This is a genomic window from Blautia sp. DFI.3.45 (assembly GCF_020593505.1).
GTDB lineage: Bacteria > Bacillota > Clostridia > Lachnospirales > Lachnospiraceae > Blautia_A > Blautia_A wexlerae.
Genome location: NZ_JAJDMI010000015.1, coordinates 27790 through 51136 on the forward strand (window position 1 = coordinate 27790; position 23347 = coordinate 51136).

Consider the following 23347-nt stretch of genomic DNA (forward strand, 5'->3'; position numbering starts at 1 on the left):
AGAAATTCTATATGCCTGCCTCACTTTTTTATAGATTCGTTTATTCTTTTACTCTTCTGTACTGTCCGTTTCCTGAGAATCTGTATTCTCCTCTTCGGATGTATCAGAATCGTTTGTTATGCCGGCTGTTTCAGATGTACTGTCATCGGACTCTTCTATGCTCTCACTTGGCATATCTGTTGAATCTGATTTAGTATCATCTGTTGTTGCTTCGTCTGAATCTGTCTTATCTGAACTATCTTCTTCTGTTCCAACAACTGATTCAAATGCTGTGAACAGTTCTTTTACACTCATCTTATTTACGAGATATACTTTATTATCCACCACTGCTGCATAATAGTTTGTATCGTAGCTATAGTATGCAACTTCCTGTGTATCACCGTCTTCTTCTGTAAATGTAGCTGTCAGTTCTGCATCACCGTCAGGTTCATATTTATCTGTCAGACGTTTCTGAGCCGTCATGTTGATCAGTTTATTGTAGAATGTTATAAATGTTGTTTCATCCAGATCAGAGCCATTCAGTTTATAGGTAACTGTTTCTGTATCGTTTCCATCATCATCTGTGGATGTTTCACGTGAAACATTTACTTTATAATCACTGCCCTGATAATTTACTTTGAGGCTTCCGAGGCTGTTTAAAGATACATAACTTACTGTCATATCCCAGAAGTCTTCTTCTGATTTATCAGTGAGTGCGGACAGAGTATCCGTTGACATCGTATAGACTTCATTGCTGTCATTTACCATGACATATCTGCTGCTGTCATCTGTTTCATTTCCAACAAGAATTGTAAGCTGCTTATCTGCCATCTTAGTTTCTTCTTCCGAAGAATCCTCATTGTCTGATGCACTGTCTGAGTTTTCTGATGTTTCATCCGTAGTTTCACTTACACTTTCGTCTGATTCTGTATCCTGTTCAGCATCGTCACTGTTTTCTTCCACAGATGAAGCATCTTCATCTGCCGTCTCACCGGAAGCTGTCGTATCATCTTGTGTGTCATCATCAGCAACTTCTTCCTGATAATCTACTGTGATTGTTGCATATGGTTTATCCAGACCATATTTGCTCTTGTCGTCACATTTATAATCTGCAAGTGAACTATATGCCATGCTTCCGAATGAGGATACCAGAGAACTTACGGTAGCTGAGTCTGCTTTTTCTTCATCCTCGCTGCCTTTTACTGACCAGATACTTGTATCTTCGTCTTTTGATAATTCATAGGAATTATCGCCGTCTACAGAAATTTTTGTAATGGTATCTGTATTGGAAATTGCAGGGAAATCTTCCATCTGCGCATAATCATTCAATGATTTGGTAAACGGCTCTACGCAGGAAGAATCTATCAGGTATACTGTCTTCTCATCATCATCTTTTCTTACATAATACTGACTGGTGGAGGAATTTTCATCTCCCACATACAGTGTAGTTGTTATGTCATCGCCATCTTCCTCATCAGATTTTGTTACAATCTTAATCGTGTTTGACGGAGAATCCAGACCATATTCTGAAAGATCATCTACGTCCTCCAGAACTCTGTCCGAATCGACAGATGCAATAGCAGATGCTGCACTGTCCAGAGTAGTCTGATTTACCGGAAAATCTGTTTCGTCTTTCTTTACCCAGCTGTCATCATCTTTTTCAAATGTTGTCTCTGTATCATCAACCATAAAATCCAGAGATTTAATGTTATCTGTTGATGCAGTAAATACAGTTGTGCTTTCTTCAGAATCTTCTTCGGATTCTTTCTGCTCCTGATGGGCTACGTAGGTTTTTACACCTGCGTAAGCCCCGCAGCAGACACCAAGAACTACAACTGCAAGAACCATTTTTACAGTTTTATTCTTCATTTAAGCTTTTCTCCTCTTCATCCAGATTGCAAACCCTACAACAAGGAAGAATCCAGGAATCAGACCGATAGTGCAAATCTTCCAGAATGCAGCATCATAGTCTGTAAGTGTCAGATAAGATACAGACAGGCTCTTGGATGGGATAGATACGGTTGCACTGTCTTCTGTGTCTGTCATCCACTTCAGGGATTCGATGATCAGCTTCTCATTTCCGCCGGATACCATCTGATTTACCTGTGATTCCATCAGATTGGAAGTTGAATAGTATACGATCTGCGTTTCTTTGTCATCATCCAGAGTCTCTGTGATGCTTACTCCCAGATCAAATGGGCCAGCTTCGTCTCCGTCTTCTTTCTCCAGAGTATCACTGTTCAGATCTGTCTTGGAATATGCCTGGTCTGATGTGGTGAGGATACTGTTGATCGTTACGGTATCTCTTACATCATCCATTTTTTTGATTCCCTGTGCATATGGTACAAGTACATGATATCCTCCGGAAACAGTCTCAGAGCTTGCATCTGTGCTGTTTATAGTCGGAACCAGATAATATGGCATCTGCATTGCATAATGCTGATTATCACCTTCAAATACGATTCCAGCTTCTCTCTGAACACCATAGTTTTCCAGAACTGCATCAAAGTTTGGCAGGTCTTCTGTTGTATAATCAGAGAAAATCATCGCCTTTCCGCCATTTTCAAGATAATCAATAATAGCAGTCTTTTCATCTTCTGAAATATCTGTGGATGGAGAATCAATGAACAGGCAGTCTGCATCATCCGGAACACTTCCCTCTGTAAGAAGATTCAGAGACTGAATATCCATGTTTGCCTTCTCGATGTCTTCTTTGATAGTAGAATCCATCTCCTTCTCACCATGTCCCTCGAGTGTATAAAGGATCGGGAGATCTTCGGATGTTACATATCCGATCGCACTTGTGATCTGACCTTCACCGTCGAAACCGGTAGTCTGAGAGCTGTAGGTCTGATAATCAATTGTGCTCTCATAGATATTGTTGTAATCAATGACTTTATTTCTGTCGCCGCATACAACGATCAGACTGTTTGCAGAAAGATCATCACTTGTATATTCCGTTACAAATTTAGGATTTACTACAGGATCCTTCTGCTCTACTTTAATATGCTTGGATTCATCTTCATATTTCTTAAGCAGATTGGTAATATTCTCATCTTCAGAACCGCTCTGTGCAATCTGATAAATTGTTACGTCCTTGTCCAGATCTTTCAGCATTGCTTTTGTATCATCACCAATACTGTAGAGTTTCTGGCTGCTGATATCAATTTCTGAATATTTGGACGGAATCGCATTTACGATCATGTTGAGCACTACAACTACTGCAATAAATATCACTGACATAACCATTGTGTAAGAGCCGTTTTTGATATGCTTCTTACTGATGGTGCCAATCAGTTTCTTTTTGTCAAATTTTTTATGCTTATTATTTTTCATCTTTTCTTTCACCTCCCCACTAATTCCAGCGTCTCTTCAAAATAGACTGTGTTGTAAGGAACAGGCATACTGCGATCACAGAAAGAAAATATACAATTCCTTTTATATCAAAGATGTTACTTGTAAAATTATCAAAGTGTCCGCTCAGATTAAACACATCCAGGACTTTCTGAATACCGCCCTCAAAAATACTGGATTTTACTACATAAATAATAATCAGTGCCACTTCTCCGATCACACCGATCACTGCTGAGATCAGAATATTCTTGATCATGGTATAGATAATGATGGCTGCTGCCAGGATCAATAACCCAAATGTCACGCATGTCGACATAGATGTCTGAGAGAAGAAGGAAGAAATACCATTCATCATGTAAAATGCAAATAAGAAAACAAATGTGAGTACTGCTGCAATTACCTGGCTCTCAGTTAATGCTGACATAAATACACCGATTGCAATATTTGCACATCCCAGGAGAAAGAATCCCAGGACTGCTGTATATGCAGATGCAAACTCTACTGTGCCAAACTTGGACATAATCAGCGGATAAGTACACATAACTGCCATCGGAACAGCAAATACAGTTACCAGTGCAAGATATTTACCTATTACAATACCGCTCACAGAAACCGGTGCTGTCAGAAGCAGCTGATCTGTTTTCTGTTTTCTTTCCTCTGCAAGTACACGCATAGTCAAAATCGGTACTCCGATCAGGAATGCAAAGGTAATTGCACTTAAGGTGTATTCAAATTTCGGATATGCTGCTGAAAGCTGATATGCTGAAAAATAAATACCTGTCAGTACAAGAATGAAAAAGATAAATAAATATCCTACCATGGATGTCAGGTAACTTTTCAGCTCTCTTTTATATATAGCTGTCATGGTTATTTCTCTCCCCCTTTATCATTATTCTGTTCTTCCGGTATTTCTGCTGATGTCTGTTTTACGTTTGTCTCGTTTGATTTACGGGCATCAATATCTTTATCTTCAGGTGTATTTGGGACTTCGTCTGCAGATATTGGTTTATCGGATGCAGTAAGTTCAAGGAAGATTTCCTCCAGTGATACTTTCCTGGACTTCATCTCATAGATTGGGCTGTTAATCTCCGACATTTTGTAGAATACTTTTTCCCGAATGTCATTCTGCTCCTCTGTTGAAACTTTCACACTCCAGAGATTCTGTTTCTCATCTTTTTCCATTGTTACGCTGTTGACTCCCTCGATTCCCTCGAGAGCCTGCCTGATCTGTGTTTTTTCACCTTTAATAAGCATCTCCAGAGTATTGGATCCCTCTGCAAGTTTTCCAAGATTCTCAGGAGTATCGCTTGCTACCAGTTTTCCATGAGAAATGATCAGCACGTAATCGCATACCGCGCTTACTTCAGAAAGTATATGCGAGCTGAGAATAACGGTATGTTTCTTTTTTAATTCTTTAATTAAGGTTCGGATTTCAATAATCTGTTTAGGGTCAAGACCTACTGTCGGCTCATCCAGGATGATCACCTCCGGATACCCCATAATCGCCTCAGCAAGACCAACTCTCTGTCTGTAACCTTTTGACAGGTTCTTTATCAGACGGTTTCTCATGTCTGAAATCTTTACCATATCCATGACTTCTTCGATCATGTTTGCTTTTTTATCTTTTGGGATTTTCTTGAGATCTGCCACAAATTTCATGTATTCCAGGACAGTCATATCAAAATAGACCGGCGGCTGTTCAGGCAGATAACCGATACATTTCTTTGCCGCTTCCGGTTCTTCGAGGATATCGTGTCCGTCAATTTTGACGGTTCCTTCGGTGGATGCGATGTATCCGGTTATCATATTCATTGTAGTGGATTTTCCTGCACCGTTTGGTCCCAGAAATCCATAGATTTTGCCTTTCTCTATTTTAAAGGAAAGGTGGTCAACTGCCGTATGGTTACCATATCGTTTGACCAGATTGTTTACTTCAATCAATGTGTTCTCCTCCTCTTAATTTTTGCCAAAATAAAATATAGAAAATGTCCCCAGGTGAAACAGAGAATGGGGGAACCCGAGGACATCTCTATAAAAATAGTTTATGATGAAGTTGTGATGAAATTAGGATAAAAGTGTGATTATTCTGTGATGTTTGTTTGAAAAAAATAGCTGTCCCGAAATCTCGGCATTTTTTGCCAGAAGATTTCATGAGACAACTATACATAGATTTATTATGACAATGGTTCTTTTAATGGTGTTCCTGCTTTACGCGGATACTTTCCAGGTGTAGATTTTTTCTTATTTATAATGACAAGGGATCGGTCAATCTCGGAGTCCGGCAATTTAAAGTATGTGATGTCTTTCACCTGACCACCGAGGATATTGATTGCTTTCTCTGCTTCTTCTGCCTCTTCCTGTACAGTTCCTGATTTATAGGAAATGAAAGTTCCTCCTGTCTTTACATAAGGAAGACAATATTCTGACAGAGTTGCAAGGTTTGATACTGCCCTGGATACACAGAGATCATATTTCTCACGATACTCTTTATTTTTTGCATACTCTTCTGCTCTTCCATGAATCGCCTTAATCCCTTCTAATCCAAGAAGCTCAAAACTTTCCTCAAGGAAGTTTACCCTCTTTTTCAGAGAATCCAGCAGACATGCCTCCAGATGTGGAAAAGCAATTTTCAAAGGCACACCTGGAAATCCGGCACCTGTACCGATGTCCATAATTGTTTTTACTTTTGTCATATCAATGGCTTTTACACAGGCAAGACTGTCAAGAAAGTGCTTTGTAAGTACTTCCTCAAACTCAGTAATACCTGTCAGATTCATAACCTTATTTTTTTCTACCAGAAATTCATAAAACTGGATAAACTGATTTTTCTGCTTCTGGCTCAGCTCTATACCCAGTTCTCTGCATCCATTTTCCAATGTCGTCAGATTATACGGCATGTATTATTCTCCTTTTTCTACCTTTATTTATTATTTTTGTATATTTTACAGGGTTGTTTTATGTGCTTTTATGATTTTATCTGTTATTTATAGTCCGTTATTTTACTCTTTTATGTACTATTTTAATATTTTTTGCCAATTTCTTGTTTTTATAAGCACATTAAAGCGTATTATATTAATTATTTCGTACTGGAAAGATACACCAGTAAAACTGATATATCAGCAGGAGAAACTCCTGAAATTCGGGAAGCCTGTCCGATTGAAATCGGTCTGTATGCTTCCAGTTTCTGACGTGCTTCGATTCTCAGGCTTCCAACTTTCTCATAATCAAGATCTGTCGGGATTTTCTTTGCTTCCAGTTTCTTAAACTGTTCTACCTGTTTTAACTGTCTGCGGATATATCCATCATACTTGATGTTAATGTCAACCTGTTCCTGTACATCCCATGGCAGCTCCGGACGTTCTTTATCAAGTGGTTTGATTGCTTCATAAGAAAGTTCCGGACGGCGGATCAGTTCTGCCAGAGTGGTTCCGGATTTCAGCGGTGTGCTGTTATAGCTTTCCAGAAGGGTCTGAACCTCTTTGTTTGCTCCGATATTTGTATGTTCTACTCTGCTGATCTCTGTTTTTATCTGTTCTTCTTTCGTAAGGATTTTCTGATAATCCTCTTCACTGATGAGCCCTGCCTGATATCCCTTTTTACGAAGTCTCAGATCCGCATTGTCCTGTCGGAGAAGTAATCTGTACTCCGCTCTGCTGGTCATCATTCTGTATGGCTCATGGTTTTCTTTTGTTACCAGATCATCAATAAGAACACCAATATAAGCCTCAGAACGGTCAAGAATCAGCTGTTCCTGACCTTTAACTTCCAGAGCAGCATTAATTCCTGCGATCAGTCCCTGCGCCGCTGCTTCTTCATACCCTGAGCTTCCGTTAAACTGACCGCCGCTGAACAGTCCTTTGATTTTCTTAAATTCCAGTGTAGGATATAACTGACGTGGATTAATACAGTCATATTCGATGGCATATGCATTTTTTACGATTTTTGCATGTTCCAGTCCCGGTACGGAATGATACATTTCTTCCTGCACATCTTCCGGCAGAGAGCTGGACATTCCACCAATATACATCTCATTTGTATAGAGACCTTCCGGCTCAATAAATACCTGATGACGATTCTTATCTGCAAAACGGACTACTTTATCTTCAATTGACGGGCAATAACGCGGACCGGTTCCTTCGATCATACCGGAATACAATGGAGAACGGTCAAGGTTTGCACGAATGATCTCATGAGTTTTCTCATTTGTATATGTCAGCCAGCAGGATTTCTGCTCTATCTGAACATCTTCCGGATTAGTTGAGAATGAAAATGGTACAACTCTCTCATCTCCAAACTGTTCCTCCATTTTACTGTAGTCAATTGTATTTCCGGCAATACGGGCAGGTGTTCCTGTTTTAAAACGGAACATTTCAATTCCCAGCTCTTTCAGAGAATCAGTCAGGTAGTTGGCTGCCTGCAGTCCGTTTGGTCCTGTATAATTACTTACATCACCGTAAATACATCTTGCTTTTAAATAAGTTCCTGTACAGAGGACCACTGCTTTACAGTTATAAGTTGCACCGGAATATGTTTTTACCCCTGTAATCTTTCCGTCCTCGACCAGAAGTTTTGTTACTTCTCCCTGTTTAATAGTCAGATTAGGTGTATTTTCAAGCGTTTTTCTCATTTCATTGCTGTATGCCTGTTTGTCAGCCTGCGCACGTAAGGAGTGCACTGCAGGTCCTTTGGAACAGTTAAGCATTTTGGACTGGATAAAGGTCTTGTCAATATTTTTTCCCATTTCACCGCCCAGGGCATCAAGCTCTCTTACCAGATGGCCTTTGGAACTGCCACCTACGTTCGGGTTACATGGCATTAATGCGATACTGTCTACACTTACAGTAAACATCACTGTATTCAGGCCCAGGCGCGCGCCCGCAAGTGCTGCTTCACATCCGGCATGACCGGCACCGACTACAACAATATCATAATCTTCTACTAACGTTCTCATTTTGTCTCCTTTTATTTTACAACTGCTCATTCTATTCTTTCAAAAATCGCCGAAGGCGATTTTTTGATTTCTATTTACCCATGCAAAACTTGCTGAATATCTCATTTACCAGATCTTCACCAACAGACTCTCCGAGGATTTTACCCAGATTTTCATATGCATTCATAAGATCTATAGAAAAGAAATCTTCCGGCATTCCCATTTCGATACTGTTTCTGACCAGATCAAGGCTTCTGTCAGCCTCTTCCAATGCTGCTTTATGACGGGCATTTGTAATATATACCTCATCATTAAAGGAAATCTCTCCTCCAAAAAACATATCTTTAATCTGTTCTTCCAGTTCTGTAATGCCTTTTTCTTCTTTTGCAGAAATCGGAATTACAGGATGTCCTGTTTTTTCTTTCAGGATTTCCGGCTGGATTTCCGGCTGAAGATCAGTTTTATTATACAGGATAATCGCCTTTTTTCCAGTAAGCATTTCCATGATTTCTTCATCATTTTCGTCAAGCGGAACAGAAGAATCCACTACGTAAAGAATCAGATCTGCTTTCTGTGCCATTTCTCTGGCTCTGTCTACCCCTATTTTTTCCACAATATCCTTTGTTTCCCGGATTCCGGCTGTATCAATAATCTTCAGAGATATTCCATGAAGTGTGATATATTCCTCCAGAATGTCTCTGGTCGTTCCTGCAATATCTGTCACAATAGCCCGGTTTTCTCCGATCAGAAGATTTAACAGTGAGGATTTTCCGGCATTTGGTTTTCCGAGGATAACTGTCTGGATTCCCTCCTGGATCATCTTTCCGTCAGAAGAAGTTTTCAACAGGCGCTTCACTTCTTTCTGTTCATTATCCACAACTTCCAGAAGTTCCTGGGGATATCCATCCAGACTGATATGTTCCGGATCATCCAGTGCCGATTCTATATATGCAATGTGATAAATCAGCTTTTCTCTGATATCTCGGATTGCTTTCTGCACAGAACCTCTTAACTGATCCATGGAACTGCGAAGCGCATATTCATTTTTCGCCTGTATAACATCCATAACAGCCTCTGCCTGGGATAGATCCATCCGTCCGTTCAGGAAGGCACGTTTGGTAAATTCTCCTGGTTCTGCAATTTCGGCACCATTTTTCAGCACTGTATCCAAAACCCTCTGCATAGCATATACACCACCATGACAGTCTATTTCTACTGTATCTTCTCCTGTAAAAGTCCTCGGTGCATGCATGATCATTACCAGAACCTCATCAATCAGTTCCTCTCCATCATAAATATATCCATAATGAATGGTATGAGTCGGAACTTCTTTTATTTTTTTCTTCCCGCCTTTTGATCTGTAGATACGGGAAATCACATCCATGGCATTCTCGCCGCTGATACGGATGATTCCGATTCCGGACGCACTCATGGCTGTGGAAATTGCTGCGATTGTTGTTTCCATTTTTTTCTCCTCACTTGCCTGTTCTATAATAGTTCCGCCCCTGCGGAACAGTAGACTGTTACAATAATTCTGTCATCTTATATACATAACAGGAAAATCACACTGACTACTGTTATTTTTTCGTTACTTTTCACACACCACTATCCCGCGAGGTGTTTTGGCATGAATATGCCAAAATCCCGAGACATACAAAGCCAAAATTCCATTGCCGCAGGCAATCTGGAATGAATTTTGGCCACGTTACTGTGAACGGAATGAACAGTAACATTTTTTTCTGCAAGTGTGTAATCTCTCTGGTATATATACAAGACTTTCCGTAAAATAAAAATGTTACTCCAGGTAAAAGTGCACACGCAAAGTTACGTGTTATTCACGCTTTCACCTAGAATAACATTCTTTTTTCATATCTGCAATGAAGCAGTCATAATATTAATTTCTTTTTAATTTTACCACTACATGACGGTAAGGCTCTTCACCCTCACTGACTGTCTCAACGAATTTATTTCCCTGAAGAGCAGAATGGATAATTCTTCTCTCATAAGGATTCATTGGCTCAAGAATAACCGGCTTGCGGGTTTTTCTTACTTTATAAGCAATACCTCTTGCAAGGTTCTCAAGAGTTTCTTTACGGCGCTTGCGGTAATCTTCTGTATCAAGTTTTACACGAATGTAATTTGATTTACCTTTATTTACCACAAGACTCGTCAGATACTGAAGAGAATCTAGAGTCTGGCCTCTCTTGCCGATAAGGATTCCCATATCTTCGCCTTCAAAGTCAACTTCCAGACTTCCGTCCGTTGTGTTATATTCAGATGTAATCTCTACTTCTCCAAGATTCATGGACGCAAATACATCACGAAGGAATACCTTTGCTCTGTTTTCTACTTCTTTAATCTCTTCCGGATCTGTAAGGATCTCAACAGGCTTTGCCGGTTTTACCGGTTTAGCCGTCTTTTCTCTGATTTGTTTCTCTTTTGGCTCTCTGAATTCTCTCGGCTGTTTTTCTTTTGCAGCCCTTTCCTTTACAGGTTTTGGCTGTCTTGGTTTCTCAGAAACAGCTTTCGGCTCTTTGATTTCTTTCTTTACCGGTTTTATAGCTTCCGTTTTCTTTTCTTCCTGAACCGGGGCTTCCTCTTTGAAGGAATCAAGTTTCACTGTCTCTACGATCTCCTTCATTTCTTCTTCCTCAGAAACCGGCTCAATCTTACGAACCTTAATTACTGCAGGCTTGCTTCCGATTCCGAAAAATCCGTTGCTGCCTTCACTTATTACCTGAATCTCAAGCTGGTCACTGGATACGCCAAGCTCGATACATGCTTTTGTAATTGCTTCACTCTTTGTTTTCGCTGAAAACTGGATATAATCCTCCATGCCAACCCCTCCGTTCCTGACTACTTCTTCTTATTACGCTCATCAAATGCTTTTACCAGATTGGCCTTTGCAGTAATGCTGCCAGGTTTTGCATTCGCAGCGTCTTTGTAAGCTTCTTCAACCTTCTTGGCTCTTGTCTCAACATTTGTATTGCTGCTGCCTTTTTCAATCTTATTGATATTCTTGGCGCTCTGATGGGCCTGATTTGTAATCTTCTGAGGTGGAAGTCCCGCTTTCTCACGCTTCTTTTCCATCTTCTTCATATTCTCACTGATCAGGTCTTCAATCTGGATCTTATCCATCTTTTTATTGATAACAAACTGCTGCACACTTCTTACTGCTGCACTTGCTACCCAGTAAATACCAAGACCTACCGGGAATGTGAAACAGAATACTGCTGACATCAGCGGCATTACCATATTCATTGTCTTCATGGAATTCATCATTGCGTCCTGCTGTGAATCACCACCCTGCTGTGCTGCCTGAGGCATCAGCTTTATGCTGAGTGTCTGTGTAGCCCACGCAAGAATCGGGATAAGAATCGCAACGATAGCAAGAAGAACAGATCCACCTACAAAAGCTGCTTTAATATAAGTCAGTGGCTGATCAGCGATATTCAGACCAAAGAAATTCTGCACATGTGAAATCTCTTTTGCAGTGCTGTTCAGCGTATCAGTAAATCCTGCAAACTGGCTTGTCTCAGCAAGTGTTTTCCACTGGGAAGGTGATAATGCATACAAAAAGTCTGTGACTGAATTACTTGTAGCTTTACTTCCATCCATAATAAGCTGAACTCTTGTCATCTTATTATCTGTGATAAACTGCTGAAGGATATCTGTATATCCGTTTACACCTGTAATACTGGTAACTGCAGATGCAAGGATATCCCTTACACTTCCTACATATGCCGGAATTTTATAAATTACCTGATATAAGGCCATCAAAATAGGGAACTGGATTGCAAGCTGTACACAGCTTCCTGTAGGAGATACGCCGTATTTCTGATATACAGCCTGTGTTTCCTCCTGCATTTTCTGCATTGCAGCAGTATCGTTGTTTTTTCCCTTGTACTTCTTTTGAATTTTCTGAAGTTCCGGCTGCATGATCGCACTCAGCTTAGAGAATTTCTGCTGTTTAATCTGCAGTGGGGTCATAAGAGCATAAATAAGGATACTGAAGATGATAATACAAAGACCGATATTCTGAATTCCAAAGATATTCAGCAATCTGTAAATACCATCCATGATCCATCCCATAACGGTCGCAAGCTGACCAATGATAGGAGTGCTGCTCTTTGTCGCTAAAATCATTTCCAAGTTCATTTCCTCCTAGAATCCATAAATGACAGGAGGTTCCTTCGATCGATCAATATTCAATTTTCAAGTACATTCCTGTCTTTACGGTACAGGGTCATAGCCTCCGTGGGAAAAAGGATTACAGCGAAGTATCCTCCATACCGCAAGAAGACCACCCTTTAATGCACCATATTTTTCGATTGCTTCTAAACCATATTGAGAACATGTGGGAATATAAGGACATTTTGTTCTCTTCATCGGTGATATATACTTTTGATAGAGTTTAATTATTCTGATCAGAAACTTCTTTATCATTGTTCTTACCTGCTATGCAGTGCTTTCCCGCCAGATGCATCAGCGCACTCTCTATCTCTTGATAGGTTCTGTCCTTTGCCTGTGGGCGTGCAACTACTACAATGTCCAAACTGTTTTCAAATTCCGCTTCATTCAACCGATAACTCTCTCTTATCAATCTGGTGAGTCTGTGGCGAACCACACTATTCCCTACTTTTTTACTTACTGATATTCCCAGACGATTCTTCATGTACTGATTTTTCAGTACGTACATCACCAGATACCGATTACCTTTTGATGTTCCATTTCTGTATACTTTTTGAAAATCTTGATTTTTTTTTAAGGACTCTGATCTTTGCATAGAATCCCCTTTCCTGATCTCTTTTTTAAGAGAAGAAAAGACCACATAATTGCGGTCTTATTCTTAGGCTGATAAATGCTTTCTTCCTTTTAATCTTCTGGCAGCTAATACTTTACGACCACCCTTTGTGCTCATACGAGCTCTGAAACCATGAACTTTTGCTCTGGATCTCTTTTTTGGCTGAAATGTCATTTTCATAGGTAAAGCACCTCCTTTATCTATTATCCATGTTAAATTTTGTAACTTTTTAAGTATGACAGACACCGGATTCTACAACTCTCCTGCCCGCCAACTTTACTTATTAGAACATCATTTCAATTATATTCATAAAGGGTGGATTCGTCAAGTATTATTTACACAAAGATTTAAATGGTTTTTTATGCCATTGTGGATTACATAATTGGTTTACGTAATATTATCCACATTTTGTGGATAACTTGTGGATAACTTGTGGAATACCTATATATCTTTCCACTTTCTCCTGTCTATTTTACACATATCTTCAAAAAAATGCTTTTATTTCTACTTTTCTTACTGTGCATAAAATTATCCCCATTTTTTATCGTTTTTAAAAGAATAACGTCACATTATGGTAACCGGAATTGACTTTTCCACTGTTATCCACACTAATCCACATAAAAAGTGGGGATAACTTTTTTCCACATTTCCCTCAAATATACATTGCGAAAACAGGCATTTTATTATAATATATATAAGGATATTTATGTCTTTTTTAAGAATACGGTCAGAGTTTGTGGAAAACTCAATATTATCAATACACATTTAATATAGAAGTAATACGAACCGGGAGAACCAGAAAATGAACAAAGTTGTGGAAAAATGGGACGAAATCCTGCAAATCGTCAAGACAGAACATGATCTGTCCGACGTTTCTTTTAATACCTGGCTAAAACCACTTACTGTTTACGAAGTAGTTGACAATGTTGTCACTATTATCGTGCCTTCAGAGCAGGTAGGTCTCAATTATATAAGTAAAAAATATAAACTTCCACTTCAGGTAACGATCAGTGAAGTTACCGGAATGGAAAACTGTGACATCAATTTCATATTGCCGGAAGATGTTCCGAAAAAAGAAGAAGTTTCTCCAAAAGCGCAGTCTCAGGACGCACGCTGCGAGGAAGCTCATTTGAATCCAAAATACACTTTTGATACCTTTGTAGTCGGAAGCAATAATAAATTTGCCCAGGCAGCAGCTCTTGCAGTTGCCGAATCCCCGGGTGATACCTACAATCCACTCTTTATCTATGGCGGTGCAGGTCTGGGAAAAACTCATCTGATGCATTCTATTGCTCATTTCATTATTGATCATGATGAAAACAGCAAAGTACTTTACGTTACCAGTGAAGAGTTTACCAACGAATTGATTGAAACAATCCGTAATGGAAATAACTCGGCAATGACCAAGTTTCGTGAAAAATACAGAAACATTGATGTTCTTCTTGTCGATGATATTCAGTTTATTATAGGAAAGGAATCTACACAGGAAGAATTTTTCCATACCTTTAACAGCCTGCACAGTGCCAAAAAACAGATTATTATTTCGTCAGATAAACCTCCAAAAGATATGGAAATCCTGGAAGAACGTTTCCGTTCACGATTTGAATGGGGCCTGATCGCAGATATCACACTGCCGGATTACGAAACCCGAATGGCAATTCTTCATAAGAAGGAAGAAATGGATGGATATGATATTAACGAGGAAGTAATCAAATACATTGCAAACAATATTAAATCCAATATCCGCGAACTGGAAGGCGCGATTAACAAGGTGATGGCTTTTGCCAAACTTGAAAAAAAGGAAGTTACACTTGAACTTGCCGAACAGGCGTTAAAGGATATTATTTCCCCTGATGAAAAGAAAGTCATCACGCCGGATTATATTATTTCCATGGTTGCTGAACATTTTGATGTTACAGTGGATGACCTCTGTGGAAATAAGCGTAACTCCAAAATTGTAACCCCCCGCCAGATTGCCATGTATTTATGCAGAGAAATCATCTCAACTCCGCTGAAATCTATCGGAAAATGTCTTGGAAATCGTGATCATACTACCATTATGCACGGCATCGACAAAATTGAAAAAGAAATCAACAACGATGAAAACCTTAAAAACACCATTGAAACTTTAAAGAAAAAAATTAATCCACAGGGATGAGGATAACTGACTGTATAACATGTGTATAAGATGTTGATTGAATGTGTATAAGTGTGTATAACTTTTCGCCGCTTTTTGGGCGCTTCGGTTATACACAAGTTATACACATACTTTAAGCACACCTTTACACGAAGTTATCCATATCCGAACTCCTTGAAAAATCAACCTTCAATGGAGTTTTTCACATATTCACATCCCCTACGGCGGCGACGACGGATTCCTTTTATATATTTATCTATAAAAAACCACATCACCCAAGAAAGGAAGTTATACACATTATGAAAATCATTTGCCAGAAAATCAACTTGCTCAAAAGTGTAAACATCTCACTGAAAGCAGTTCCCTCTAAAACAACAATGCCAATTCTGGAATGTATTCTGATTGATGCTACTACAAACCAGATCAAATTTACTACTAATGATATGGAACTCGGTATAGAAACAATTGTTGATGGAATCATTGAAGAAAAAGGAATCATTGCGCTGGATGCAAAAATTTTCTATGAAATCATTCGTCGACTGCCAGACAATACGGTAACTATTAAAACAGATGAGAAACTTACTGCCACCATTACCTGTGAGAAAGCAAAATTCACGATACCTGGTAAATCCGGAGAAGATTTTGCATATCTCCCACTGATTGAGAAAGAAGAAAGTCTTACTATCTCTCAATTCACATTAAAAGAGATGATTAGACAGACTATTTTCTCAATTGCCTCCAATGAAACCAATAAGCTGATGACCGGTGAACTTTTTGAAATCAAAAATAACTACCTGAAAATAGTATCTCTCGATGGACATCGTATTGCGATCAGACGTATGGAACTGAAAAAAGATTATGCTGACCGCAAAGTGGTGGTACCTGGCAAAACACTTAATGAGATCAGTAAGATTTTATCCGGTGAAATTGATGATATTGTAAATATTTATTTCTCAAAAAATCATATTTTATTTGAGTTTGACCAGACTATTGTTGTTTCCAGATTAATCGATGGAGAATATTTCCGTATTGATCAGATGCTTTCCAGCGATTACGAAACCAAAATTAAAATTAATAAAAAAGAATTTCTGGACTGTATCGACAGAGCCACTCTGTTGGTAAGAGAGGGAGAAAAGAAACCGATCATTATTGAAATTACAGATAATTCTATGGAATTACGTATTGATTCTGCAATGGGTTCCATGAATGAAAATATTGATATTGATAAAGAGGGCAAAGATATCCTTATTGGCTTTAATCCAAGATTTCTGATCGATGCACTCAAAGTAATCGATGATGAAACAATCAGTATCTACCTCGTAAATCCAAAAGCACCATGTTTTATCAGGGATGACGAGGAAAATTACACATATTTGATTCTGCCTGTAAATATCAACCAGAATCAGGCAAGATAGGGAGTAAATGAAAATGGAAGAAATTAAAATCAGAGATGAATTTATAAAACTGGGGCAGTTACTGAAACTTGCAGATATGGTTCAGGACGGGGTTGAAGCGAAATATGTGATCACTGACGGACTGGTAAAAGTAAACGGAGAGGTAGATGACCGTCGTGGCCGAAAGGTTTATGAAGGTGACATCGTTTCTTATGATGGAAAAGAAATTAAAGTGATCAGGTGAATAAATGTATATTGAATCTGTTCAGTTAAAAAATTTCAGAAATTATGATTCTCTGGAACTCGATCTGGCACAGGGGACGAATATATTTTACGGCAATAACGCTCAGGGAAAGACCAATATCCTGGAGGCACTTTATCTTTGCGGAACTACAAAATCGCATAAAGGAAGCAGAGATAAGGATATGATTCAGTTTGGAAAGGATGAATCTCATATCAGGATGATGGTAAAAAGAGATGAGCTTTCCTACAGGATTGATATGCATCTTAAAAAGAATAAAGCAAAAGGCGTTGCGATCAATGGTCTTCCTATCCGGAAGGCCAGTGAGCTTTTCGGAGTAGTTAATCTGGTGTTTTTTTCTCCTGAGGATCTGAATATTATAAAAAATGGTCCGGGTGAGAGAAGGAGATTTCTTGATCTGGAACTGTGCCAGTTAGACAAAATATATCTTACAGATCTGGCTTCATATAACCATATTGTAAATCAGAGAAATAAATTGCTGAAGGATCTCAGTGTTCAGCCTTCACTTAAAGATACACTGGATATCTGGGATATACAGATGGCTGAATATGGACGGAAGATCATTGACAAGCGCAGTGAATTTATTAAAGAACTAAATGAAACGGTTCGAAAAATACATGGTAATCTTACAGGGGGATTGGAAGAACTGAACGTTATTTATGAACCGGACTGTACAGCAGAGAAACTGGAAAGTACCATTTGTGCCAACAGAGAAAGAGATATGAGGATGAGACTGACATCCGCAGGCCCACACAGAGATGACCTGTGTGTAATGGCAAATGGGATTGATATCAGGAAATACGGTTCTCAGGGACAGCAGAGGACAGCGGCACTTTCACTTAAATTATCAGAAATATATATAGTAAAGAGAAAAATAAAAGACACACCGGTTCTGCTTTTGGATGATGTTCTGTCCGAGCTGGACAGCAGCAGGCAGAATTATCTTCTGGACAGTATCAGTGATATCCAGACATTGATAACATGTACAGGGCTGGATGATTTTATCAGTCATCAGTTTCAGATAAATAAGGTATTTCAGGTAGTTCAGGGAACGGTATCACAGCCTGTGTAAGAAGAAACAATCTTTTGACAAGGGTACGGGCTTATGATACACTGAGCGTAATTATGGAAAGTTGGTGAATGCATTGGATAAAGAAGAATTTCGGATAAAACTTGAAGAGATTAATAAGCTGGTTCAGGACAAAGATTATAAAGGTGCCATGAACATTGTAGACAGCATAGACTGGAGACGCGTCAAAAATGTCCGCACCTTATGTGTTGTCGGTGAAATATATGCAGCAAACGGAAGATATGAGGACAGTAAGGAGATTTTCCTTCTTGCATATCATAAGGCATCTATTGGAAAAAATATTCTTTACCGTCTGATTGAGATCTCTCTGCGAATGGATGATATCAATGAAGCAGAAGAATTTTTTGAAGAGTATAAGCAGGTGGCTTCGAATGACAGTACACAATATATTCTGCAGTACAAGATTGCAAGGGCAAAAAATTCTTCATTAAATGAGCAGATCAGAATCCTGGAAGAGTATAAAGAACAGGAATTTACAGAGAAATGGTCATATGAACTGGCAGCCCTGTATTACAAAGCAGGAGAAAAACAGAAATGTCTGGATTTATGCAATGAAATCATTCTCTGGTTCAGTGAAGGCAAATATGTTATGAAAGCCTATGATCTTAAAATGAGAATGGGTGAGCTGACAGGTGCTGAGAAAGCAAAATTTGAGAAACAGTTTGTTCCGAAACTTCTTACACCAGAGCAGGCGAAAGAACTGGAGAAGAAAAAAACGGAAACAGAAGTAAAAGCGCAGGAAGAGCCTGAAGCTGAAGAAGTGGAAGAAACGACAGAAAACAATGAGCCGGAAGTTCAGATCAGCATGGAAGGCATTCAGGAAAAGATTTCAAAGGGGATCAGGGATGTCTTTGGAGGTAAGACTCAGGAAGAGAAAGAAGAGTTTCCGGAAGAATCCATGGATATGGTTAACGAGGCCGGTATCACCAGGGAAGATGAGATTCCGGAAGAAATCATAAAGAGTGATGCGTCACAGAAAGAACCTGAAAATGTTCCGGAATTGGAGGCAGAACCTGAAAAACCGGGGGCAGAACCCATGGCTGCAATTAAGATGCCTGAATTAAATATTCCGGCATCCATGAAAAATATGGAACTGAGCAAACCGCCGAAAGTTGAGGAAGTTGCTGAGACGAAACTGAATATGGATTCTTTTGATCTGGAAGGGAAAGAGTTGAATCTGGAGGATACGATCCTTGCTGCTGCCAGTGCGCAGGGAATTGAGATTCCGAAGGAAGAAGAGTCAAAAACAGAAGAAGTACAGGAAGAAAGTTCAGAAACTGATGTTGATGATAAAGAAATAAAAGCCCATGATATTTCAGAGGAACTGGAAGAACCGGATTTCCTCAGCGGAGATATACAAGATATAAAGGTTGCTGATCCAAAGCCGGATGAAGAACCGAAAAAGGAAATACCGGTGCAGCCGGAAATAGAAGAAGCTGAAGAAGAAGATGAGGTTACAGAAGAAGATCTTAGAAGAGCTGAAGAGGAATTTCTCCATGGACCGATGGGGAATACAGATCTGAATCCGGAAGATGATACAGAGGGAACGGAAGAAGCCCAACCCCTGACAGAAGAAGAGGAGCTGGAACGTTTTATAGAATCTATCCAGCCGGAAAATGGGGCAGATCCAAGGGATATCGTACCAAGAGAAAAAGAACTTACAGATGATGAGAAGCAGTTATTTACATATTTTGTAAAGGTTCCGGGTATGAAAGAGCAGCTTGTGGATACTTTATATGATGTACAGATGGCTGCAGCAGACAAGACTTCTAAAACTGGAAATATTATTGTGATGGGCGGTAAGGAATGCGGAAAGACCAGACTGATCTCAGGCCTGATTCCGGCAATCTGTAAAGAACTGAATCTGGAAGCGTCAAAAGTAGCATATGTTTTTGCAGATCAGATCAACGGAAAAAATATTTATAAGATTTTTTCAAAGCTGGCAGGTGGCTTTCTTGTGATCGAAAATGCAAATCAGCTGACACCGGAAACAGTAGAGATGCTTGACAAAGCCATGGAAGTTAATACAGACGGACTTACAGTAATCGTGGAAGATGAGAAGATTGGTATGCGAAAACTGATTGCCAGATATCCGAAATTCGCAAAGAAGTTTACTTCAATGATCAATATTCCTGTGTTTACCAATGATGAACTTGTCAATTTTGCAAGGGTTTATACAAAAGAGAATGGTTATGCTATTGATCAGATGGGAATGCTTGCGCTGTATAATCTGATTGGAATTAACCAGAAAGAGGATTCTCCTATGAATGTTGGCGCAGTAAAAGAACTGATAGATGCTGCGATTGCAAAATCACAGGGAGGAATCCGTAAATTTAAACGAAATGTATCTAAGAAACGTATAGACAGAGATGGATATATTGTTCTGTACGAGAAAGATTTTACTAAATAATGCGTATTTGTACAGTTACAGGTAATAAAGAAAAAGGAGTAAAGATTATGCCCAGACCGTATCTAGGAGATCCAAAGTATACCATAGAAGTGCTTCAGAAGTATAATTTTGCATTCCAGAAAAGGTTTGGTCAGAACTTTCTGATCGATACTCATGTTCTGGATAAGATTATAGATTCTGCACAGATCACAAAGGATGATTTTGTATTGGAGATTGGACCGGGAATCGGAACCATGACACAGTATCTGGCTGAAGCAGCAAGGGAAGTGGCAGCAGTTGAGATTGATAAAACACTGCTTCCTATTCTGGACGACACTCTGAAAGATTGGGATAATGTGACAGTCATCAACAACGACATCCTCAAAGTAGACATCCGCCAGCTTGCACTGGAAAAAAATCAGGGGCGTCCGATCAAGGTTGTTGCCAATCTGCCATATTACATTACTACCCCGATCATCATGGGATTGTTTGAGAATCAGGTTCCTGTTGATTCTATTACTATTATGGTACAGAAAGAAGTTGCGGACAGAATGCAGGTAGGACCCGGAACAAAAGATTACGGGGCGCTTTCACTGGCTGTGCAATATTATGCGAAACCAAAGATCGTGGCAAATGTACCGCCCAACTGTTTTATGCCAAGACCTAAAGTGGGAAGTGCGGTGATCAGACTGGAACGATATGAAAAACCGCCGGTTGAGGTAAAGAATGAGAAGCTGATGTTTCGTATTATCAGAGCATCTTTTAACCAGAGAAGGAAGACACTGGTGAATGGTCTGAAGAATTCACAGGAGATACCATTTTCTAAAGAACAGATTGAGCAGGCGTTGGGGATGTGTGGACTTTCCCTGAGTGTCAGAGGAGAAGCACTGACACTGGCACAGTTTGCACAGCTGGCAAATGCATTTACAGAAATTTCATAAAAAGATAAATATAAAAAGCATCCGGTGGCTAAGCGGATGCTTTTTATATTACGTTCAAATTTATTTTTTAAAAGGAAGGAGAGTTAATTGCCTCTTCCGGCAATCAACATATGAAAAAGAAATTTTATAAAAATAACGTTGGCTTTATTATTTTTATGGCTTTAGTATATCCTGCAATTATGAGAAAATCGTGTTTAAGATGTGAAAAAAATTTGAACAAATGTCGAAGGAATTATGAAGACAGAAATTGGGATATTTATTTTACAGAAGGCATAAGATTTCTGATATAATGAGCCGGTAAATGAAAATGCCTGTTCATTGTCTGTAATCTGCTGACAGTGAAAAGACAGAGACTTATTATTGACTGGCAAAAGTATGGAGGTAATTAAATCATGAGAATAAAAAAAGCAGGAATACTTATTATTGCGGCAGCAATTACATGTACGACACCGGCAGTACCGGCGATGGCAGCAGATACTTCGGAATCTGTACAGGAGATTATTTCTGATAATGAGATTGATTCTCTTGTATCAGATCCGGACAAAGTAGTTGATATCATTATGTATGTGAAAAATGAGGCAGCAAAACAGGATATTTCAGATGATCAGATCAGATCGCTGATCCAGACTGCGGAGAGTACTGCAGGAGTTAGCCTTTCGGAGGAAGAAGAGAACAGAATCATAAAGATCGTTAAACAGATCAAGGATTCTGATATTGATGAGGAACAGCTCAGAAGTGCTGTGACGAAGGCATATGATAAACTGGAAGAAATGGGGATTGGTAAAGAAGAGGTAAAAGGAATCCTGCATAAACTGGCTGATTTTGCAAAGAGTCTTTTTGAGTAAAATCTGCTCATTCTCAAATCGTAACTGTGAAGAGACGAAATAGTTATGGAAGATTATGGGAGATATACAAGATAGACAAGCATAAAATAAAGCAAGAACTATAAATATGTGGTAATTCTATAAAAAAATATTAAAAAATATAAAATAATTGTGCAAATAAACGAAAAGTTAACTGCAAGTTCATAATTTATTCATAAATGATTGCTACTATATAGATAGTTCGAAAGAACCTACGAAAGACGTTGTAATGTGTTATCATTACACATAAATTTTTTTCATAATAATAGCCCCGGTAAACCACTGCCGGGGCACTCCTCGTTTTACGGGGATTTTTTATTTTTTATCTGATAATTTTCCATATTTCTGGATTTCATTATTGAGTTCTTCCATGCGGGTATCCAGTTCTGCTACATATCGCGCACATTCTCTTAATTCTTTTGTGATATAGTCAGGTCCGTCTCCCTCAAATTTGTAATGCATCTTATGCTCCAGAGTCGCCCAGAAATCCTGTGCAACTGTGCGGATCTGAATCTCTACTTTGGTATCAATGATACTGTCGGAGAGAAAGACCGGTGTGGTAACCAGCATATGATAACTGCGGTAACCGCTCTTTTTAGGATTTTTCATATAATCACGTCTTGCAAGGATCGTCAGGTCATTTTGTTTGGAAATCATATCTGCGATCAGATAGATATCAGATGTAAAGGAACAGCTGATACGGATTCCTGCGATGTCATTTACATAGCGTACCATGTTCTCGATACTGGATTCATATCCATGTCGTTTCAGTTTTTTTACAATGCTTTCCGGAGTTTTGATTCTGGATTTTACATGTTCGATTGGATTGTATTTATGTCTGTGCTGAAATTCACCGTTTAGAATATCGATCTTTGTTTCTACCTGTTTAAGGGCAGACTGATAGACAAAAATAACTGTCTCCCAGTCATTCAGTTCTTTAAAATCCCTCAAGGGGACAGAATCATAATTCATGTATAATAATATCCTTTCCTGATACAGGCAGTTCCCCGTTGATTTTTGTAATCTCACAGGGGACTTGTTTATAGATTTGCTATAGTTGGTTGATGATATTATTGTAACATATAAATATCTGTTTGTGTGAACTATCTGTATGAAAATTCAGATTTCCATTATTAAAGTGATTGTGTTATAATGTTTGAAAATAGCTGACATAATATACTCTATTTGTAACTGTTCAGTATCC

The 23347-nt window shown here is 39.0% G+C and carries 20 protein-coding genes; 7 read left to right on the forward strand and 13 right to left on the reverse strand.

The genetic code is table 11. From position 1 onward, the window contains the following. Positions 1-48 precede the first annotated feature (48 nt). The 12 genes from LJE09_RS07405 to rpmH form a co-directional block, all read right to left on the reverse strand. On the reverse strand, positions 49-1848 hold the full coding sequence (locus LJE09_RS07405) for a DUF4340 domain-containing protein (protein ID WP_227311105.1): 1800 nt from the start codon (positions 1846-1848) through the stop codon (positions 49-51). Then, on the reverse strand, positions 1849-3315 hold the full coding sequence (locus tag LJE09_RS07410; protein WP_227311107.1) for a GldG family protein: 1467 nt from the start codon (positions 3313-3315) through the stop codon (positions 1849-1851). Positions 3316-3334: 19 nt separating this feature from the next. Beyond that, positions 3335-4198: an ABC transporter permease subunit gene (locus LJE09_RS07415; protein WP_128866561.1), complete on the reverse strand. Its 864-nt coding sequence runs from the start codon at positions 4196-4198 to the stop codon at positions 3335-3337. 2 nt (positions 4199-4200) lie between these two features. Beyond that, the gene (locus tag LJE09_RS07420; RefSeq protein ID WP_227311109.1) at positions 4201-5274 is read right to left on the reverse strand and encodes an ABC transporter ATP-binding protein; all 1074 of its coding nucleotides are present in this window, start codon (positions 5272-5274) and stop codon (positions 4201-4203) included. Between the two features lie 233 nt (positions 5275-5507). After that, positions 5508-6230 carry a 16S rRNA (guanine(527)-N(7))-methyltransferase RsmG gene (gene rsmG, locus LJE09_RS07425; protein ID WP_020993346.1) on the reverse strand — a complete coding sequence of 241 codons (723 nt, stop codon included), beginning with the start codon at positions 6228-6230 and terminating at the stop codon, positions 5508-5510. A gap of 179 nt (positions 6231-6409) precedes the next feature. Further along, positions 6410-8284 carry a tRNA uridine-5-carboxymethylaminomethyl(34) synthesis enzyme MnmG gene (gene mnmG, locus LJE09_RS07430; protein WP_020993345.1) on the reverse strand — a complete coding sequence of 625 codons (1875 nt, stop codon included), beginning with the start codon at positions 8282-8284 and terminating at the stop codon, positions 6410-6412. 70 nt (positions 8285-8354) lie between these two features. Beyond that, on the reverse strand, positions 8355-9728 hold the full coding sequence (mnmE, locus tag LJE09_RS07435) for a tRNA uridine-5-carboxymethylaminomethyl(34) synthesis GTPase MnmE (RefSeq protein WP_020993344.1): 1374 nt from the start codon (positions 9726-9728) through the stop codon (positions 8355-8357). A gap of 429 nt (positions 9729-10157) precedes the next feature. Then, on the reverse strand, positions 10158-11099 hold the full coding sequence (gene jag, locus LJE09_RS07440; protein WP_118521695.1) for an RNA-binding cell elongation regulator Jag/EloR: 942 nt from the start codon (positions 11097-11099) through the stop codon (positions 10158-10160). Between the two features lie 20 nt (positions 11100-11119). Then, positions 11120-12421, reverse strand: coding sequence for a YidC/Oxa1 family membrane protein insertase (locus LJE09_RS07445; RefSeq protein WP_334303160.1), 1302 nt, complete (start codon positions 12419-12421; stop codon positions 11120-11122). Positions 12422-12496: 75 nt separating this feature from the next. Next, positions 12497-12709 (reverse strand): membrane protein insertion efficiency factor YidD, encoded by a 213-nt coding sequence (gene yidD, locus LJE09_RS07450; protein WP_008708006.1) that lies wholly within the window; start codon positions 12707-12709, stop codon positions 12497-12499. Further along, the gene (gene rnpA / locus LJE09_RS07455; protein WP_008708005.1) at positions 12678-13049 is read right to left on the reverse strand and encodes a ribonuclease P protein component; all 372 of its coding nucleotides are present in this window, start codon (positions 13047-13049) and stop codon (positions 12678-12680) included. Before rnpA ends, yidD begins: the two co-directional genes overlap by 32 nt. Positions 13050-13112: 63 nt before the next feature. After that, positions 13113-13247, reverse strand: coding sequence for a 50S ribosomal protein L34 (gene rpmH, locus LJE09_RS07460; protein WP_008708004.1), 135 nt, complete (start codon positions 13245-13247; stop codon positions 13113-13115). A gap of 622 nt (positions 13248-13869) precedes the next feature. Here rpmH and dnaA point away from each other — a divergent pair. From dnaA to LJE09_RS07495, 7 genes are all read left to right on the forward strand, one after another. Then, positions 13870-15225, forward strand: a complete 1356-nt coding sequence (gene dnaA, locus LJE09_RS07465) for a chromosomal replication initiator protein DnaA (protein WP_008708003.1) — start codon at positions 13870-13872, stop codon at positions 15223-15225. Between the two features lie 278 nt (positions 15226-15503). Further along, positions 15504-16619 carry a DNA polymerase III subunit beta gene (gene dnaN / locus LJE09_RS07470; protein WP_008708002.1) on the forward strand — a complete coding sequence of 372 codons (1116 nt, stop codon included), beginning with the start codon at positions 15504-15506 and terminating at the stop codon, positions 16617-16619. Positions 16620-16632: 13 nt separating this feature from the next. Continuing rightward, positions 16633-16842, forward strand: coding sequence for an RNA-binding S4 domain-containing protein (locus tag LJE09_RS07475; RefSeq protein WP_008708001.1), 210 nt, complete (start codon positions 16633-16635; stop codon positions 16840-16842). A 4-nt stretch (positions 16843-16846) separates the two neighbouring features. Beyond that, the gene (gene recF, locus LJE09_RS07480; RefSeq protein WP_008708000.1) at positions 16847-17932 is read left to right on the forward strand and encodes a DNA replication/repair protein RecF; all 1086 of its coding nucleotides are present in this window, start codon (positions 16847-16849) and stop codon (positions 17930-17932) included. Between the two features lie 73 nt (positions 17933-18005). Then, a complete protein-coding gene (locus LJE09_RS07485) occupies positions 18006-20360 on the forward strand; it encodes a hypothetical protein (RefSeq protein ID WP_255601790.1) in 2355 nt (784 codons plus the stop codon). Between the two features lie 47 nt (positions 20361-20407). After that, positions 20408-21280: a 16S rRNA (adenine(1518)-N(6)/adenine(1519)-N(6))-dimethyltransferase RsmA gene (gene rsmA / locus LJE09_RS07490; RefSeq protein ID WP_008707998.1), complete on the forward strand. Its 873-nt coding sequence runs from the start codon at positions 20408-20410 to the stop codon at positions 21278-21280. Positions 21281-21672: 392 nt separating this feature from the next. After that, on the forward strand, positions 21673-22125 hold the full coding sequence (locus LJE09_RS07495) for a DUF1002 domain-containing protein (RefSeq protein WP_008707996.1): 453 nt from the start codon (positions 21673-21675) through the stop codon (positions 22123-22125). A 333-nt stretch (positions 22126-22458) separates the two neighbouring features. Here the strand turns inward: LJE09_RS07495 and LJE09_RS07500 are convergent, their stop codons facing one another. Beyond that, positions 22459-23115 carry a GTP pyrophosphokinase gene (locus tag LJE09_RS07500; RefSeq protein WP_020993340.1) on the reverse strand — a complete coding sequence of 219 codons (657 nt, stop codon included), beginning with the start codon at positions 23113-23115 and terminating at the stop codon, positions 22459-22461. Positions 23116-23347 lie beyond the last annotated feature (232 nt).